Consider the following 16,045-nt stretch of genomic DNA (forward strand, 5'->3'; position numbering starts at 1 on the left):
CTTATGTCGATCCAGCTGCTGCCGGATTGCTGCGAGATGGGAAGCCAAATGATTTCGGAAGAAGAACTCGCCGACCTGTCCTATCCGGTGATGCCGAACATCTTGACCAACGACCTTCCGGGGCCAAAGGCGCGGGCGATCGTCGAGCGAGCCCTCCAGTTCCAGACGCCGACGCGTCCGTCGGTGGGCAGCAAGCTCGTCGTCGAAAGCGGCTTCGGGGCCGGCATCACCGATCCGGATGGCAACGTCTATCTGGACATGTCGGCAGGCGTGGCGGTGTCCAGCGTCGGCCGCAATCATCCGAAGGTCGTCGCTGCCGTCCGGGATCAGTCCGAGCGACTGATGCACTCGGCTGGCCTGATCAACGAGACGACGGTGGCGCTTGCCGAGAAACTGTCGGCGGTCATGCCGGCGGGCCTGGCCGGGGAGTGCTTCACGTGGTTCGGGATGAGCGGTTCGTCGGCGGTGGAGACGGCGATCAAGTTCGCCAAGGCCATCACCGGCCGTTCGCAGATCGTCGCCTTCGAGGGCGCCTACCATGGCGTCTTCCACGGCAGTCTCGCTCTGACCACGCGGGAAAATTACCGGACCCCCTACCTGCCGCTCATGCCGGGTGCCATTCACCTGCCGTATGCCTACTGCTACCGCTGCTTCATTGGCAGGGACAGCCAGAATTGCGGCAGCGCGTGCTCGAAGTATGCCGAGTACAAGCTGACGACGCCGAATACCGGCGCGGACGACGTTGCGGCGGTAATCGTCGAGCCCCTCCAGGCGGATGGCGGTTACATCGACCCGCCCGTGGAGTTCATGCAGACGCTTCGCGACATCTGCACCCGGCGCGGGATTATTCTGATTGCCGACGAGGTGCAGGCCGGCGGCGGACGCACGGGTAAGATGTGGTCGGTCGAACATTCGGGCGTGGTGCCCGACATGATCACGTGGGCCAAGGCGGTCGGTGGAGACATGCCGCTCGCCGGCGTGACGGTTCACAAGCGCTACTACGATCTGTTGCCGAAGAGTTCCCAGGTCATCACCGCGGCGGAGAACGCCATTCCCAACGTCGTGGGGCTGGCCAACCTGGAGCTGCTCAGCGACCCGGAACACGATCTCGTCGGTCGCGCGGCCGTGGTGGGCGAGGAAATGAAGCAGGAGCTGCACCGGCTTCTGGACGACAGTGAAATCGTGGACGACATCCGCGGCCGCGGCTTCTTCATTGGCCTCGAGCTGGTCGAAAGCAAATCCACCCGGGCGCCCCTGCCGACGGCGGCAGTCGGTCGAATTGCGCGCGAGTGCGAGCGAAACGGTGTGCGGATCATGTCGTGTGGGCGCTACGGGTCGGCCATTCGATTGATGCCGCCTCTCACGATCACCCGAGCACACTTCCGCGAAGGGCTCCGGATCTTCGCCGAGGCCGTCAAACTCGTCGAAGGCGAGATGAAATCCGCACGTGTCGCGTGAGCGGATCAAGCAAGTAGGAAGGCGGGAGGAAGCGTTGTCGGAATTCACCTGCAATCAGGAAATCGTAGCCCAGGCGCGACGCAATCTTCGTCAGGATGTCTGGGACTATCTGATGGGCGGCGCGGAGTCGGAAACGACGATGCGGCGCAACAGATACGCGCTGGACGCCTATGCCTTCATTCCGCGCGTGCTGCGCGACATGTCCGAAGTGGATACGACCACCACCGTTCTGGGACATGAGGTGCGCATTCCGGTTCTCCTTGCGCCGATCGGCTCGATGCAGGCGATCGTTCCTCAGGGAAGCCTGGTGCCGTGCCGTGCCGCAGCGGAGTTCGGCACCATCCCGATGGTCAGCTCCATCACGGACCCCGAGCTGGAAGAGAGCGCGGCCTGCAGCGACGGGCCGAAGGTGTTCCAGCTCTACGTGCGTGGCGAGTTCGACTGGATCAAGTCGATCCTGGATCGGGTCAAGGCCGCCGGGTTCGTCTCGCTCGCCCTGACGGTCGACTCCGCCTACTACGGGATCCGCGAGCGTCAGCTGATGAATCGGTATCTTCCGCCAAGCGTTCAGGTGCAGAAGAACCGGAATCTCCAGTCGGCGATCACCTGGGATCTCATGAGCCGCATTCGTGACGAGTGGGGTGGCAACTTCATCCTGAAGGGGATCTCCTCCGCCGAGGACGCAAAGATGGCCGTCGCGAAGGGCGTCGATGCGATCTACGTCTCGAACCACGGCGGCCGACAGCTCGATCACAGCCTTGGATCGCTCGACTGCCTCGTCGACGTCGTCGAAGCCATCAAGGGGAAGGCCGAGATCATCGTCGATGGCGCCATCCTGCGCGGCACGGACGTGGTCAAGGCGCTGGCACTCGGCGCCGACGCGGTCGCGATCGGGCGATTGCAGGGCTGGGCGATGGCGGCAGGCGGTGAAGCCGGCGTCGTCCGCTGCCTCGAGCTTCTCGAGCGCGAGATCGTCAACGTCCTCGGCCTTCTCGGTTGTCGGACGTTCAAGGAGCTGGATACGAGCTATCTCCGGAAGGCGGACGTCATCGGCCCGACCCATGAGCTCAGCACCTTCTACCACCTGCCGAGGCTGACCTGATGTCCGGTGTGCACGATCGGCTTGGTCATTTCATCGACGGCAAATGGATTGTCGGCGCGTTCCGCGAAACGCTTCCGGTTCTGAACCCCGCCACGGGGGAGGAAATTGCCCGGGTTCCTGTCGCCGAGACCGAGCATCTCGATGCCGCCCTTGCCGCCGCTGAGCGCGGTTTCGAAGTGTGGCGCCGGACGCTGCCGCTCCAGCGCGGTGCGGTCGTGCGCCGCATCGCGTCGCTCATCCGCGAGCGGGCGGACGAGATCGCCGCGACCATGACGCGCGAGCAGGGCAAGCCGCTTGCCGAGGCACGCGGAGAGGCGATGGCCGCCGCCGAACTGGTCGATTGGCTGGCCGAGGAGGCGCGTCGGGTCTATGGGCGCATCGTCCCGTCGCGCCTTGAAAACAGTCGCGTTCTGGTGACGCGCGAGCCTGTCGGCCCGGTGGCGGCGTTCACGCCCTGGAACTTCCCCTGCATGATGCCCGCCCGGAAGATCGCCCATGCGCTTGCGGCGGGCTGTTCCGTGATCGTGAAGCCGGCTGAGGAAACGCCGGGCACGGCGGTGCTGCTGGGCGAGATCTGCAAGGATGCGGGTGTCCCGGACGGCGTCGTAGGCATCGTCTTCGGTCATCCGGCCAAGGTCTCGGAGTATCTGATCGCCAGCCCGGTCGTGAAGAAGATCTCCCTGACCGGTTCGGTGCCGGTCGGCAAGACGATCGCGGCGCTGGCGGCGCGCGATCTGAAGCGCGTCACCCTGGAGCTTGGCGGGCATTCACCGGTAATCGTCTTCGATGACGCCGACGTCGAGCGCGCTGCGAAGCTGTGTGTGGCCGGCCGGTTTCGCAACGCGGGTCAGGTCTGCACCGCCCCGACGCGCTTCTTCGTCCAGGAGAAGGTCGCGGATCGCTTTACCGAGCTGTTCACTGCCGCCACCCGGGCGATCGTCGTCGGCGACGGCAGCGACCCTTCCAGCCAGATGGGCCCGCTCGCCAACAGCCGCCGGCTGGAGGCGATGGACAGGCTGGTTGCGGATGCCGAGGCGCGCGGCGGCCGGGTGACCGTCGGTGGGACGCGGATCGGCAACCGAGGCTTCTTCTTCGCTCCGACCGTCATCGAAGATATCCCCGGCGACGCCGAGCTGATGCGGACCGAACCATTCGGGCCGCTGGCTCCGATCCGTCGGTTCGAGAGTGCGGATGCGGTCCTGCGGGAGGCGAACTCCGTGCCTTACGGGCTCGCCGGCTATGCCTTTACCGGATCCCAGAAGACTGCGGCCCAGGTCTCCGACGGGCTGCATGTCGGGGTCCTCGCCATAAATGGCGTCACCGTGACTGCGCCCGAGGCGCCGTTCGGCGGTGTTGGCGAGAGCGGCATCGGCCGAGAGTCGGGTCTCGAGGGCCTGTTGGAATACACCGAAATAAAGACCGTCACCGAAACCTTCGTCTAGGGGCGGTCAAAGAAAGTGCCGATCATGACAGTCGACATCCCGGTGAAGCGCAGCAAACCTGAGATCGCGTTCGGCAGCGACGTTGCCGCAGAGATGCTGCGACGGCTTGGTGTCGACTATGTGTGCATCAATCCCGGCTCGAGCTTTCGCGGCCTGCACGACAGCCTTGTGAACTATCTGGGCAATGAACGGCCGGAGATGCTGCTGGCCCTTCATGAGGAAAGCGCCGTGTCGATTGCGCATGGCTACGCCAAGGCATCCGGCAAACCGATGGCGGTCGTGCTCCACAGCAACGTAGGCCTCATGCATGGCATGATGGCGGTCTTCAATGCCTGGTGCGATCGCGTGCCGATCCTCATTCTCGGCGCGACCGGCGCCGTGGATACGGCGGTCCGGCGCAACTGGATCGACTGGATGCACACCTTCCGCGATCAGGGCGCGATGGTCCGCTCGTTTGTGAAATGGGATGACCAGCCGTCGTCTCCGGCCGCAATGGTCGATGCGATCGGCCGTGCCTATACCATGGCGTGCACCGCGCCCTGCGGCCCTTCCTACGTGATCCTTGACCGCCGCCTCCAGGAGGACGCGATCGATGTCGTGCCGGCCATGGGGGATGCGACGCACTATCGGGCGCCGCCAACGGTGGTGCCTTCGCGCGAGACCATCGACGCGGCCATGCGGCTTCTGAGGGATGCGAAGTCTCCGGTTATCCTGATCGGCCGCGTTTCCCGCTCGCGCGAGGACTGGGACCGCCGCGTTGCCCTTGCCGAAGCGCTTGGTGCCCGGGTCATCACGGACCTGCGGACCGGAGCATCGTTTCCGACGGGGCATCCGTTGCATGGCGATCCGCCGGATCTGTTTCTCACCGGCGGAAATCGTGACCTCCTGGCGGCTGCCGACGTGGTGCTGAGTCTCGACTGGACGGACATCGCCGACGTCATGCTGCAGCGCAACGAGCAGGCGGGCGAGCAGGCCAGGCTCATTCAGGTTTCGCTGGATCCGTACGTCCACAATGGCTCGAGCGGTGACCATCAACGTCGGGTATCGGCCGAGATCAGCCTGCTTGTCGATCCGGACGCTTGTGTCATGGCAATGACCGAAGCGCTTCCCGAGCAGCCTTCGCGCGGCATCGAATCCGCGCCGGAAGCGACCACCAGGTCCGACAACAACGTCGCCGTGCCCAGCAGCGTGCCGACGCTTTCCGATATCGGCGACGCACTGCTTCATGTTCGTGGCGAGCGGGAGATCTGCCTGGCGCGGGTGCCTTTGAACTGGCCGGCGGGTGCGTACCCATTTGCCGACCCCCTCGACTATCTCGGTTACGATGGTGGCGGCGGCGTCGGCTCGGGGCCGGGCATGACGATCGGCGCGGCGTTGGCGCTCAAGGACAGCGGGCGCCTGGTTGTGGGCATGATGGGGGACGGTGAGTTTCTGGGGGCGCCAACCGCGCTCTGGACGGCTGCGCATTACCGGGTTCCCGTACTCTTCGTGGTGACAAACAACCGCTCTTATTACACCGACGAGATCCAGCAGGAGGCCGTCGCAGTGCATCGCGATCGCCCGCCGGAGAACAAATGGATCGGTCAGCGCATCGATGAGCCGGCGATCGATATCGCCGGTGTCGCCGCCGACATGGGCGTCAAGACAGAGCCGGCGATCACCGAAGTCGGGCAACTGCAAGCCGCGTTTGAACGCGGGCTCGCCGCGGTCGAAGCGGGCGAGGCTTATCTGCTCGAGATCAGCCTGGATTCGAGCCGCGGCTCAAGCCTCGACTGGCTCAACCATCATTGACGTCGAAGAATGGCGCGTTGGGTTTGAGAGGCAGACTAGAGTTTCGCTCCGCTCGACTGGGGAGCGCCGGCGGTCGGCGCGTGTGAGTGGGGGGCGGCCTTGGTGTCCGGCGAGATCGGCTTGAGCTGGGCTCCGCCGATCGAAGGCTGGCAGGTCTGGTCGAGAGGCCCCGGTCTCTGGTCGTGAAACGAACTGGACGGATAGGGCACTGGTTCTCATGGATGACAAGCTGCAGGCCTCGGTCGTAAAGGCGTCTTCGGGCAACGCTGTGTCCGGCTTCGAGCACAGGCCTTTCTGGCGCAGGCCCGCTGCCCGGCGGCTCTATCGTCTTTTCGACCCGGCCATCTGGTTCGGGATCGGGACCATCGTCGTCCTGCTCGTCCTGCTCGAATACCTGATCAACGCGGGCGTCATATCCAGGCTGATCGTTGCGCCGCCCAGCAAGGTGCTTCTCGGTCTGGCCGATCGGGAAAATCTTCTCGAGCTGCTCCATGCCATGCGGCTGACGGCGAGCCTGATCCTCACCGCCCTGGCTCTGGAAGTTCTGGTCGCTCTGCCGCTTGGGTACTTCCTCTATCGCTTCGCAAACTACGGCCGGGCCTACGAGGCTTGGCTCGCGTCGTTGTTCGCGGCCCCGATCTTTCTCCTCTATCCGCTGTTCATGGTGATCTTCGGACGAAACAGCATGACGCTGGTGGCGATGGGGTTTGCCGCCGGTGTCGTTCCGGTCATCGTCTATGCACGGCTCGCGTTCCTCAGCGTGTCTCCGACGCTCATTCGTGTTGGACGCAGCTACGGCCTGACGGAGCGCCAGATCTTCCGGATGATCATGATTCCAGCCGGCGCTCCCGTGATGTTCACCGGCATCCGCCTCGGGTTGATCTACACGATGATAAATATCATCGCGATCGAGTACCTCGTGGATTATGGCGGCCTCGGCAAATTGGTCTCCGACAGGTATTTCAGATTCAATATTGATGGAACGTATACGGCCATTACCGCCGTGACTGTTGTGACGATATTGCTGAATTACTTCGTCAGGAAGCTTGAGAAGATGGTGCGGTAGAATGTCGGAGACCTCCTCACCCGATGCCCGAAAAGGGATCTTCCACGATCCGATCGCCCGGATCCGGGTCGTCACCCTCCTCGTGCTGCTGACGCTCTGGCAGATCATCGCCGTCTCCGGCTTGCTCTATGAGGGGGTGGTTCCGCAGCCCCTCGCGGTGGCGGTCGCACTTTTCCAGCAGGTTCAGGATCCGTCGCTCTACTACGACCTCAGCTACACGATGATCGAGTCGATCTCCGGCTTCTTCATCGGTTCCGCGCTTGCCGTGGTTATCGGGGTCTGGTTCGGCGCGAACAGCTTTTTTCGCCGGGCGTTCGAGCCATACGTGTTTGCCCTCGCGGGCACACCGAAGATCATCTTTCTCCCGATCCTGTTTCTGATCTTCGGGCTTGGAATCGAATCGAAGATCGCAAAGGCGGCGATGTCGGCGTTCTTCCCGGTGGTCTTTGCTTCCTTGAGCGGCTACCTGATGATCAGCGCTGTGCATCTGAAGGTCGCCAAGAGTTTCGACCTGAACGTCTGGCAGCGAAGCTGGATGATCTACCTTCCGGCGATGCTGCCGTCGCTTGTGGTGGGGCTGCGGCTTGGCATGGCGATGTCGATCATCGGCGTACTGTCGGCGGAGATCGCCTACTCCAACGTCGGCCTTGGCCACCGGCTCATCCGCTACGCCGACCAGTTCCAGATCAGCAACATGTACGCGACGATCATCGTGATCTTCGCGTTGTCTGTGGCGATCAACTCGACGCTTTCGATCATCGAAAAGCGCCAGTTGAAGTACCGCCAGAACTCCCCACCCGAGGGCGTCTTTTGATGGGAACTCGGTGCTTCGGCGGGGCGTCGGCCACGTTTCCATTCGGATGAAGTGACGCGCCTGAAGGTCAGCGGGAAGGATTGCGAACGTGGATGGAATTGGAAAACCGGTCCGCCGGCGGGAGGACGTCGCCCTGATCACGGGGGCCGGGCGTTATACGGCCGATGCGGCACGGGAAATGGCCGACACGGCGGCGCTGGCACTGGTCCGATCTCCATATGCCGCGGCGCGGATCGTTTCGGTCGATATCTCGGCGGCGGAGGCTGCCGATGGAGTGCTTGCGGTGATGACCGGGGTGGATCTGCGCGCCGATGGCATCGGGCCCATTCCGACGCGGGTCAAGCGCAAGCGGGCTGACGGCTCACCGAACCTGGAGCCGCCCTACTATGCGTTGGCGACCGGAGCGGTTCGCCATCTCGGCGAGGCCGTCGTCGCCGTCGTCGCGAGGACCGCCGCCGAGGCAAAGGACGCGGCCGAGCTCGTGGAGGTCGACTACGACGTCGTCGAGTGCGTCGTGGATACCGCAGCCGCTGCGGAGCCAAGCGCGACGAAGGTGTGGGACGAGTTCGACGACAACATCTGCTTCGAGTACAGGCTTGGCGACAAGGCGGCGGCCGAGAGCCGGTTCGCGGAGGCCGCCCACGTGGTGAGCGAGCAGCTCAGCATCAGTCGGGTTGCCGCCAACCCGCTGGAACCGCGCACCGCCCTCGGCGTGTTCGACCGGCGCAGCGGCCGCTACAACCTGACCGCCGGCCTCCAGTCTCCCCATGCCATTCGCGCCGAGATCGCGGAAGTCTTCGGCGTGCCGGTGGGCAAGGTCCGTGTCGTCGCGCCCGATGTCGGTGGCGCCTTCGGAATGAAGGCGAGCCTGCATCCCGAGCTGGTGCTGACGCTGTGGTGCAGCCGCATCCTCGATCGGCCGGTGCTCTTCGTCGCCGAGCGGGGGGAGGGATTCCTCTCCGATCACCAGTCTCGAGACAACGTGTCGAAGGTGTCGCTGGCGCTCGACGCGAACGGGCGGTTTCTGGCGTTGAGGGTCGATACGATTGCGAACATCGGTGCCTATGTGGCCTCGAACGGTCTGCATTCGCCCACCAACAACCTCGGCGGCCTGGCGGGTGTCTACACCATCCCCGAGTTCGACGTGACGGTTCGCGGGGTGTTCAGCAACACGGTCCCCACGTGTCCCTATCGCGGAGCCGGGCGGCCTGAAGCGTCCTACTGCATCGAGGCGTTGATCGATCGCGCGGCCAGGACGCTGGGCATCGATCGCGCCGAGCTTCGGCGGATGAACATGATCTCACCCGACCAGATGCCCTACCGGACGAACCTCGTCTACACGTACGATTGCGGCGAATTCGAAGTCATCATGGACCGGTGTCTTGAGGCCGCGGGATGGCGCGATTTCGAGACGCGGCGCGCGGAAGCGGCGGCGCGAGGCAAGCTGCGCGGTATCGGGATCGCTTGCGTCATCGAGATCGCCGGAAGTCCCAACGACAGGCCGTTCGAGGAGTACGCCGAGCTGCGCTTCGACGCCGCGGGTGACTTGACCATCCTCGCGGGAAGCCATTCCCAAGGTCAGGGCCACAGCACCGCCTACCGGCAGTTCGCAGCCGAATTGCTCGGTCTCCCGGCAGACAACGTGCACGTCTCGTACGGAGACACCGACATGGTGCCCCACGGGCGTGGAACCTTCGGTTCACGCACCATGATGGCGGTTGGCGCGGCCTTCTCCAGGACCTCCGAGAAGATCGTGGAACAGGGCAAGCAGATTGCCGCGCACATGCTTGAGGCGTCGGCTGACGATGTCGGCTTCAGGGCGGGCAACTTCGTCATCGAGGGGACCGATCGGGCGATCTCGCTTCGCGACGTGGCGGCGGCGTCCTACTCGCTTGCGGCGATGCCTGCCGGGATGGAGCTTGGGCTTCGGGCCTCTTCTGTCGTTGCGCTGGATGCGGCGACGTTTCCGAATGGATGCCACGTCTGCGAGATCGAGATCGATCCGGAAACCGGCGAGCGGGAGATCGTCGCCTACCACGTCGTCGACGACGTGGGCACGGTTGTGAATCCTCTGCTGCTGGACGGACAGATTCTGGGCGGGGTCGTCCAGGGGATCGGGCAGGCCCTCAGCGAATACCTTGTCTACGATCCGGACGGTCAGGTGCTGACCGGGACATTCCAGGACTACGCCATGCCGCGCGCCGAGGATGTCCCCTTCGTGCACATCGAGAGCCATGCCGTTCCAACGGCGACGAACCCGCTCGGGGTGAAGGGAGCGGGCGAGGCGGGCACCGTCGGCGCGCTTCCGGCCGTGATGAGCGCGGTCCTCGACGCATTGTCCCCGATCGGCGTGACCGCGTTCGATATGCCGGCGACGCCGGGGCGGCTGTGGCAGGTCATCCACAACGCGAGATCCACGCACTCCGTGGCAGCCGGTGTGTCGACCGATGGCTGATTGCGTGATGTATCTCGAGCGCCTGTACCCCGACACGTCGGTCGAGCGGGCGATCCTGGATCCCGACATCGAGCTTCTCGTCAGGGACGTCGACACGCTCGACGAACTCGATCCGTCCGAGTGCGGGCGGGTGGACGGGCTCATGGTGTTCCGCCACCACATCACGGCCGACGACCTGGACCGCTTCCCGAAGCTGCGCGTTCTGGTGCGCATGGGAGTGGGCTTCGACCGTGTCGATCTTGTCGCTGCCGCGGAGCGCGGGATCGTCGTCAGCAACGTGCCCGATTACGGAACGACCGAAATCGCGGACCACACGATGGCCATGGTCCTGGCCTTGCGGCGGGGCATCCTGCTGCACCACGAGGCCCAGCGCCGCGATCCGCCGGCGCCGTGGACATACATCGAGACCCCTCTCGTGGAGAGGTCCAGCAGCCAGACCTTCGGCATTGTCGGGCTTGGGCGGATCGGTACGGCGGTCGCCCTGCGTGCCAAGGCGTTCGGCTTTCGCGTTGTGTTCTACGATCCCTACCTGGCGAATGGCGTCGACTTGGCGCTCGGCGTGGAGCGGGCGCGGACCTTGCCCGAGCTGCTGAGCGTCTCCGACGTCCTGTCCTTGAACTGTCTGCTTTACGATGAAACGCGCGGCATGATCGGCGCTGCAGAGCTGGCCCAGCTTCCGCGGAACGCCGTGGTCGTCAATACGGCGCGGGGCGGGCTGCTCGATATCGATGCGTTGCACGCAAAACTCCGCGACGGGCACCTGGCGGGGGCCGGACTGGATGTTCTTGCGGTCGATCCCCCCGGTGACACGGTGCCGGAGTTGCTCCGCGCCTACCGGCAGCGGGAGCCCTGGCTGGAAGGCCGTGTCGTCTTCTCGCCGCACGTCGCCTACTACTCCGAGAAGGCGCAGCATGACACGCGCGTCAAGTCGGTGGAGACGATGCAGGCAGCTCTCTCCGGGCGGCCCCAGAACGTGGTCGTGGGCCCCGGAGCCGTGACCATGGGGCTGGATAGCCGGCTGCGGTAAGCCCGGGCGACTGGGCCGCAGGGCAGCGCGCCCTGTATTGGCCGGCGGCGGTACGAGGCGAGAAAGACATGTTGGACATTCTCAGGAAAGGCGCCGGCCCGTACCGCAGCGCGGCTGTCGCCGCGGGTGGCCTGGTCTATGTGTCCGGCCAGGTGGCCGACTGCGAGTCACCCGATGTTGCGACCCAGACCCAGGAGGTTCTCGACAAGCTTGACCGGATCCTCGTCGAGATGGGCTCGGACCGGTCCCGGATCGTGTTCGCGCAGGTCTGGCTTGCCGATATTGCCGACTATGACGCGATGAACCGGATCTGGGACGCCTGGGTGGTTCCGGATCAGGCACCGGCCCGCGCCGCCGTCGAAGCCCGGCTGCCGGATCCGCGATATCGCATCGAGATTATGGTGATCGCTACCCGGAATGAAGGCCCTCAGGGCTGATCGGTCCTACTGTCTTTTCAAGGGACCGACTGCCGCCGGCTTCGTCTCCGATAGGGCGTTCGCGCCGCTGGCGGAGGTACGATCCACCGCGAGGGACAAGGTGAGGGCGGCGACCATCGCCACCGCGACGATCACGAACACCATGGATGGCAACTGCATGTCCATGACGGTTCCGTAGATGATCGGGCCGAAAATCCCGCCGATGCTGAATCCCGTCGTGACCAGGCCAAAGACCCGGCCCATGGCGCCCGCAGATGCGGATTTGCGCACGATCATGTCGCGTGACGGGGCGATCATGCCGCTGAACAGTCCGGCAATTCCCATCAGCAGGGTCACGCCATTGGCCGGAAGCGCCGTGAATGCGATCGCGGCGACGATCGCGGCATTGATGCCGAAGCAGACGGCGGTCACCTGACCATGAGCCTTCACGCGATCGGCGAGCAGGCCGCCGACGAGAACGCCGACAGCGCTTGCTCCGAGATAGGCGGTCAGCGCGACGGTTGCGGAGGCAAGTGTAAATCCGAAGGCGCCCTGGAGGGCGACGATGCCGAAGTTGCTGATGCCCATCAACGAGAGGCCGATCAGCAGGAAGAATCCGGTGAGCAGCCAGATTCGCGGTTTGGTGAGCAGGGCCCGGACGGTGTCGCCGCCGGCCGACGGGTGCGGGTAGGCACTCTTGGAATCCGATGGCGTGGCCAGCAGGAGAGCGGCGGCGACGGCGAGACCAATCGACCCGACGGCGACCAGTGCGCCTCGGACGCCCAGCCCTTCGACAAGACTGATGATCAACAGCGGTGCCACCGCGGTCCCGAGATTCCCGGAAAACGTATGGTAGGAGAAGGCGCGTCCGATCCACCGATCTACGACCGAGTGGGAGAGGATGGCATAGTCCGCCGGATGGTAGACGCTGTTTGCCAGGCCGATGAGCCCGCCGGCAATCAGCAGCCATGTGTAGGTGAACGTCTGGGACAGCAGGATGAACGTGAGACCGCCGAGGATCAGGCCGGACACCAGAGTGCGCCTGGGACCGGTCCGATCGACCAGAAACCCGATCGGTGTCTGCGTAACGGTGGTGACGCATCCGAAAACCGTCACCGCCAGGCCGAGCTCGAGATAGGTGACGTCGAAAGCGTCACGGAAGTACGGAAACATCAACGGCAGAACCAGCATGTAGACATGGCTGAGGCCGTGCGCGGCGCAGATGCCGGACACCTGCGTGACGTTGCGGGTCGCGAGCGACACCCCAAGCTGCTGTGACATTGCGAGGTCCTAGCAAAGGGTCATGACGGCGGGCGCAAAAGGCATTGTCAGCCCGGTGTCGGCAAGTCGCCGGGGGGAGGGTCGGCAGGCGGGCCCCTGCTTCAGGCCCTTATGGTCCATTGGTGAACGCGCAACACGTCCTTGTTTTCGGGTCACCAGCCGTGAAACCAGAGGGCCTCTTCGTTGGGCACCGTATCGTTCTCCGCCGCCATCAGCGATCGGTAGCGGCCGCCGCAGAACACCAGCGGAGAAGGACTCTTCTGGCCGTTGCGGGAAAGGGCGACGACCTTGCCCAGAACAATGAGGTGATCGCCTCCGTCGATACGCTGGTATGTCTCGCATTCCAGCCACGCGACCGCTCCGGGAAGAAGCAGCGTGTTGGTCTGGCTGCCGGGCAGGGGGGCGACGTCTTTCCACTTGTCGGTCAGAGCGCGCGCAAAAGTGTTGGAGATCTCGGTCTGCGAGCTGTCCAGGATGTTCACGGCAAACTCGCCGACCGCCGACCAAATCGCGTAGGCCTTCGAGCTCCTTGCGATGCTGAAGAGGACCAGTGGCGGGTCCAGAGACACCGAGCCAAAGGATCCGATGGTCGCGGCCACCGGCTCCCCGTGGTGCACCGAGGTGACGACCGACACACCGGTCGGAAACAGGCCGAGCGTGTCCCGGAACTCTCGCTGGGAGAAATCCGGGCTCGGCAAGGTCATCTCCATGGCCTTGAAAGAGTGAGCGGGGCTGACCGTCATCGTCGGTATCTCCTGCCCGCTATGCGGCCTGACCGGCGGTTGCGAGCGCCTTTTCGACAAGGTCCTTGGCGCGTGCGCCATCGTAGTTGCGGAACATGTTCTGCTTCACGATGAACGAGGCGCCGCCGTAGAACTTCTCGTACTGCTGGTGTCGATTGGCGAACTCGGATCCGATGAAGTCCCAGGCGAGCCGCATCAGGGCAATACGTTCGCGGGCGCCGGAGATTCCAGAGCGCATGTAGCGCTCCATGTCCGGTCCGGTGACCGGGCTTTCCAGGTCCTTGACCGAGGACGGCATGGTGATCATCGCCGAGCCGGTAAGCTCGCGGACGATGTCGATCATGCGGGGGTTGATCTCGGACTGGAGCGCCATGACCGCATAGAGCGTGGCCCGGCACGGCCACACGACGCCGTTCTCGTCGATGGTTGCCCGGGACTCCTGCGCCTCCAGCATGGTTTCGACGATCGTGGCCAAGGCGGCGAGCTCGCCCATCTGGGTCATGACCGGCGGAATGCCGGCGGTGCCGGTGGTCTCGTTCATGCGCATTGCCAGCCCGACGAGGAAGCGGAGCTTCGTCGCATAGCGCGCCTGGGCCTGGAGGTTCCCGTAGGCATGGGAAGGCGTCTTCCACCACTGGTCGCGGCAGACCTCCAGGTTGCGGTAGATGAAGACGTGTTCCCAGGGAATGAACACGTTGTCGAGAACGACGAAGCAGTCGGACTCGTCGAAGCGGCTGGTCAGCGGATAGTCGAAGCTGTTGTTGGCGTGGGCCGCGAACGGCCGCCTCGGGTAGAGCTTGAGGCCCTCCGCGTTGATCGGGATCGACACGCCGATCGCGTAGTTCTCATCGCCCGGCTGCAGCGGATGAATGCAGCTGAGATACAGGATGTCGGAGTAGATGCCGGCCGTGGCGAGCTGCTGCGCGCCCGAGACGACGATGCCGTCGTCGCGCTCCTTCACGACACCGGCATAGAGAGTCGGATCGCTCTGCTTGTGGGCAGGCTGAGACCGATCGATCTGCGGGGGCACGATCGCGTAGGTGGCCCAGAGATGGTTCTCGCGAAGATGCTCGTAGTGCGCGACGACGTTGTCGGCGAACTGCTGGCCGCCAGCCCCCATCACCTCCGGCACGGCAGCGTATCCACAGAAGAAGCCGGCCACATGGTCGGGCGTCCGGCCCATGAGGCCAAAGGTCGATTCCGCCCAGATCTCGGAGGCTTTGCGCTTGGAGCGGATGTCCTCGAGGGTTTTCGGAATCTGGTAGGCCCGCAGGACGCGTTCCCCGGAAGAAGGAGAAACGTACGTCAGGTCATCGCGGTAGCGGTCGTCGTTGGCGAGATCGAACAGTCGCGCGGCCGATCGGGCGGCGGCGGAGAAGAGCGGATGCTCCGCAACGTTCTTGATGCGCTCGCCGTCAACGAAGACCGCGCGCCCGTCATCGAGGGACGCCAGGTAGTCATCGCCTGTCCGAACCGAACCGGCGGCCGGGCGGGCATCGAGTGTGATGTCGTGGGCAGCATCTGTCATTCCGGTTTCCAGTTCTAACCTCTGCGTGGAAATAGATACAATCAGTAGCTAAATACTGTAGGTTAAATTTTAATTTGTCAAGCGCGCCGACCACGACTGGTCCGGCGCTCCAAATCTCGCTTCCGGGCGCTGCTTCCCAGCGCAAGACGGCCTGTCTGGCTCCTGCCGCATAGTGCCATCGCCGTCGGTCATTGATTATATAAATTAGCTGTTATAAAACCTATAAATCGGAGATAAAAATATAGACATAAATTCTGATTGATCAAATATTGTGCGATGGCAGCTCGGGTGAGGGGAGCATGCGCGTGACAGTCAATATGAGTGCCGGGAGGCAGCCGGCAGTCCCGGCTTTGGGGCGATGCGGCCGCTGTCCGTTTCACCTGGGTGGCCGTCGAGGTCGCGATGCGGCGTAGGAGCCCCTCGCTCTCCAGCCTCATGGTCTGGATCGCCGGCGCCGTCATGCTGATCATGATGTTGCACGTCGTTGCCGACGTGGTGGGCCGGTATGTCTTCGCTTCGCCCATCGACGGGACGCTGGAGATCGTCTCCGGCTACTACATGGTGGCGCTCGTCTTTCTTCCCCTGGCCTACGTCACCCGGAAGAACGGCCATATCTTCGTGGAACTGTTCACCATGCGGCTGCGGCCGAGCAGGGTCAGTCTCATGGACGCTGCCGCGGAGACGCTCGCCTTTGTCTATGTCGGCTTTCTGGCTTGGCAATGCGGCGTAGAAGCCTGGCGGCGCACGATGGATGGCGAGGCGTGGGAAACCGCCGAAGGTCTGGTCGCCATCTGGCCCAGCCGTTGGCTGCTGCCGCTGGGCCTCGGCCTCATGGCGATCTGCCTGCTGAGGCGCATCGCCTTCTACATCCGCAGGTACCGCCGCGAGGTCAGTCAATGACGATCTCGTCGGGCCTTCCTTG

13 protein-coding genes are annotated in these 16,045 nt (G+C 64.2%); 10 read left to right on the top strand and 3 right to left on the bottom strand.

The features are described 5' to 3' along the window. Window positions 1-3 precede the first annotated feature (3 nt). The 9 genes from AB7M35_RS14345 to AB7M35_RS14385 all read left to right on the top strand — a co-directional run bounded on the left by AB7M35_RS14345 (window position 4) and on the right by AB7M35_RS14385 (window position 11,592). Window positions 4-1,458 carry an aspartate aminotransferase family protein gene (locus AB7M35_RS14345; RefSeq protein ID WP_453960919.1) on the top strand — a complete coding sequence of 485 codons (1,455 nt, stop codon included), beginning with the start codon at window positions 4-6 and terminating at the stop codon, window positions 1,456-1,458. Then, entirely contained in the window at window positions 1,448-2,560 is a 1,113-nt protein-coding gene (locus AB7M35_RS14350; protein ID WP_453960921.1) for an alpha-hydroxy acid oxidase, read from the top strand. Before AB7M35_RS14345 ends, AB7M35_RS14350 begins: the two co-directional genes overlap by 11 nt. Continuing rightward, a complete protein-coding gene (locus tag AB7M35_RS14355; protein ID WP_453960922.1) occupies window positions 2,560-4,002 on the top strand; it encodes an NAD-dependent succinate-semialdehyde dehydrogenase in 1,443 nt (480 codons plus the stop codon). Before AB7M35_RS14350 ends, AB7M35_RS14355 begins: the two co-directional genes overlap by 1 nt. A gap of 24 nt (window positions 4,003-4,026) precedes the next feature. Then, complete coding sequence (locus tag AB7M35_RS14360) at window positions 4,027-5,793, top strand: thiamine pyrophosphate-binding protein (RefSeq protein WP_453960923.1); 1,767 nt, start codon at window positions 4,027-4,029, stop codon at window positions 5,791-5,793. 217 nt (window positions 5,794-6,010) lie between these two features. Then, the gene (locus AB7M35_RS14365) at window positions 6,011-6,859 is read left to right on the top strand and encodes an ABC transporter permease (RefSeq protein WP_453960925.1); all 849 of its coding nucleotides are present in this window, start codon (window positions 6,011-6,013) and stop codon (window positions 6,857-6,859) included. An 82-nt stretch (window positions 6,860-6,941) separates the two neighbouring features. Further along, window positions 6,942-7,673, top strand: coding sequence for an ABC transporter permease (locus AB7M35_RS14370; RefSeq protein WP_453960927.1), 732 nt, complete (start codon window positions 6,942-6,944; stop codon window positions 7,671-7,673). Window positions 7,674-7,761: 88 nt separating this feature from the next. Beyond that, window positions 7,762-10,128, top strand: a complete 2,367-nt coding sequence (locus AB7M35_RS14375) for a xanthine dehydrogenase family protein molybdopterin-binding subunit (protein ID WP_453960929.1) — start codon at window positions 7,762-7,764, stop codon at window positions 10,126-10,128. 7 nt (window positions 10,129-10,135) lie between these two features. Continuing rightward, window positions 10,136-11,155: a C-terminal binding protein gene (locus AB7M35_RS14380; RefSeq protein WP_453960931.1), complete on the top strand. Its 1,020-nt coding sequence runs from the start codon at window positions 10,136-10,138 to the stop codon at window positions 11,153-11,155. A gap of 68 nt (window positions 11,156-11,223) precedes the next feature. Beyond that, window positions 11,224-11,592: a RidA family protein gene (locus AB7M35_RS14385; protein WP_453960932.1), complete on the top strand. Its 369-nt coding sequence runs from the start codon at window positions 11,224-11,226 to the stop codon at window positions 11,590-11,592. A gap of 6 nt (window positions 11,593-11,598) precedes the next feature. On the opposite strand, the gene AB7M35_RS14390 is transcribed toward AB7M35_RS14385, so the two are convergent. The 3 genes from AB7M35_RS14390 to AB7M35_RS14400 form a co-directional block, all read right to left on the bottom strand. Next, entirely contained in the window at window positions 11,599-12,852 is a 1,254-nt protein-coding gene (locus AB7M35_RS14390) for an MFS transporter (RefSeq protein WP_453960934.1), read from the bottom strand. A 152-nt stretch (window positions 12,853-13,004) separates the two neighbouring features. Further along, window positions 13,005-13,595: a flavin reductase family protein gene (locus tag AB7M35_RS14395; RefSeq protein WP_453960936.1), complete on the bottom strand. Its 591-nt coding sequence runs from the start codon at window positions 13,593-13,595 to the stop codon at window positions 13,005-13,007. A gap of 19 nt (window positions 13,596-13,614) precedes the next feature. Beyond that, window positions 13,615-15,123 carry a 4-hydroxyphenylacetate 3-hydroxylase family protein gene (locus AB7M35_RS14400; RefSeq protein WP_453960938.1) on the bottom strand — a complete coding sequence of 503 codons (1,509 nt, stop codon included), beginning with the start codon at window positions 15,121-15,123 and terminating at the stop codon, window positions 13,615-13,617. Window positions 15,124-15,525: 402 nt separating this feature from the next. Here AB7M35_RS14400 and AB7M35_RS14405 point away from each other — a divergent pair, with 402 nt between their 5' ends. Beyond that, the gene (locus AB7M35_RS14405; RefSeq protein ID WP_453960940.1) at window positions 15,526-16,023 is read left to right on the top strand and encodes a TRAP transporter small permease; all 498 of its coding nucleotides are present in this window, start codon (window positions 15,526-15,528) and stop codon (window positions 16,021-16,023) included. Window positions 16,024-16,045: the final 22 nt, after the last annotated feature.

The sequence above is a fragment of the Amorphus suaedae genome (assembly GCF_053629675.1).

Excerpts from the sequence above, each read along its gene's own strand:
- AB7M35_RS14345 (WP_453960919.1), top strand. The coding sequence starts at position 4 with ATGTCGATCCAGCTGCTGCCGGATTGCTGCGAGATGGGAAGCCAAATG.
- AB7M35_RS14355 (WP_453960922.1), top strand. The coding sequence starts at position 2,560 with ATGTCCGGTGTGCACGATCGGCTTGGTCATTTCATCGACGGCAAATGG.
- AB7M35_RS14360 (WP_453960923.1), top strand. The coding sequence starts at position 4,027 with ATGACAGTCGACATCCCGGTGAAGCGCAGCAAACCTGAGATCGCGTTC.
- AB7M35_RS14365 (WP_453960925.1), top strand. The coding sequence starts at position 6,011 with ATGGATGACAAGCTGCAGGCCTCGGTCGTAAAGGCGTCTTCGGGCAAC.
- AB7M35_RS14380 (WP_453960931.1), top strand. The coding sequence starts at position 10,136 with ATGTATCTCGAGCGCCTGTACCCCGACACGTCGGTCGAGCGGGCGATC.
- AB7M35_RS14385 (WP_453960932.1), top strand. The coding sequence starts at position 11,224 with ATGTTGGACATTCTCAGGAAAGGCGCCGGCCCGTACCGCAGCGCGGCT.
- AB7M35_RS14390 (WP_453960934.1), bottom strand. The coding sequence starts at position 12,852 with ATGTCACAGCAGCTTGGGGTGTCGCTCGCGACCCGCAACGTCACGCAG.
- AB7M35_RS14395 (WP_453960936.1), bottom strand. The coding sequence starts at position 13,595 with ATGACGGTCAGCCCCGCTCACTCTTTCAAGGCCATGGAGATGACCTTG.
- AB7M35_RS14400 (WP_453960938.1), bottom strand. The coding sequence starts at position 15,123 with ATGACAGATGCTGCCCACGACATCACACTCGATGCCCGCCCGGCCGCC.
- AB7M35_RS14405 (WP_453960940.1), top strand. The coding sequence starts at position 15,526 with ATGCGGCGTAGGAGCCCCTCGCTCTCCAGCCTCATGGTCTGGATCGCC.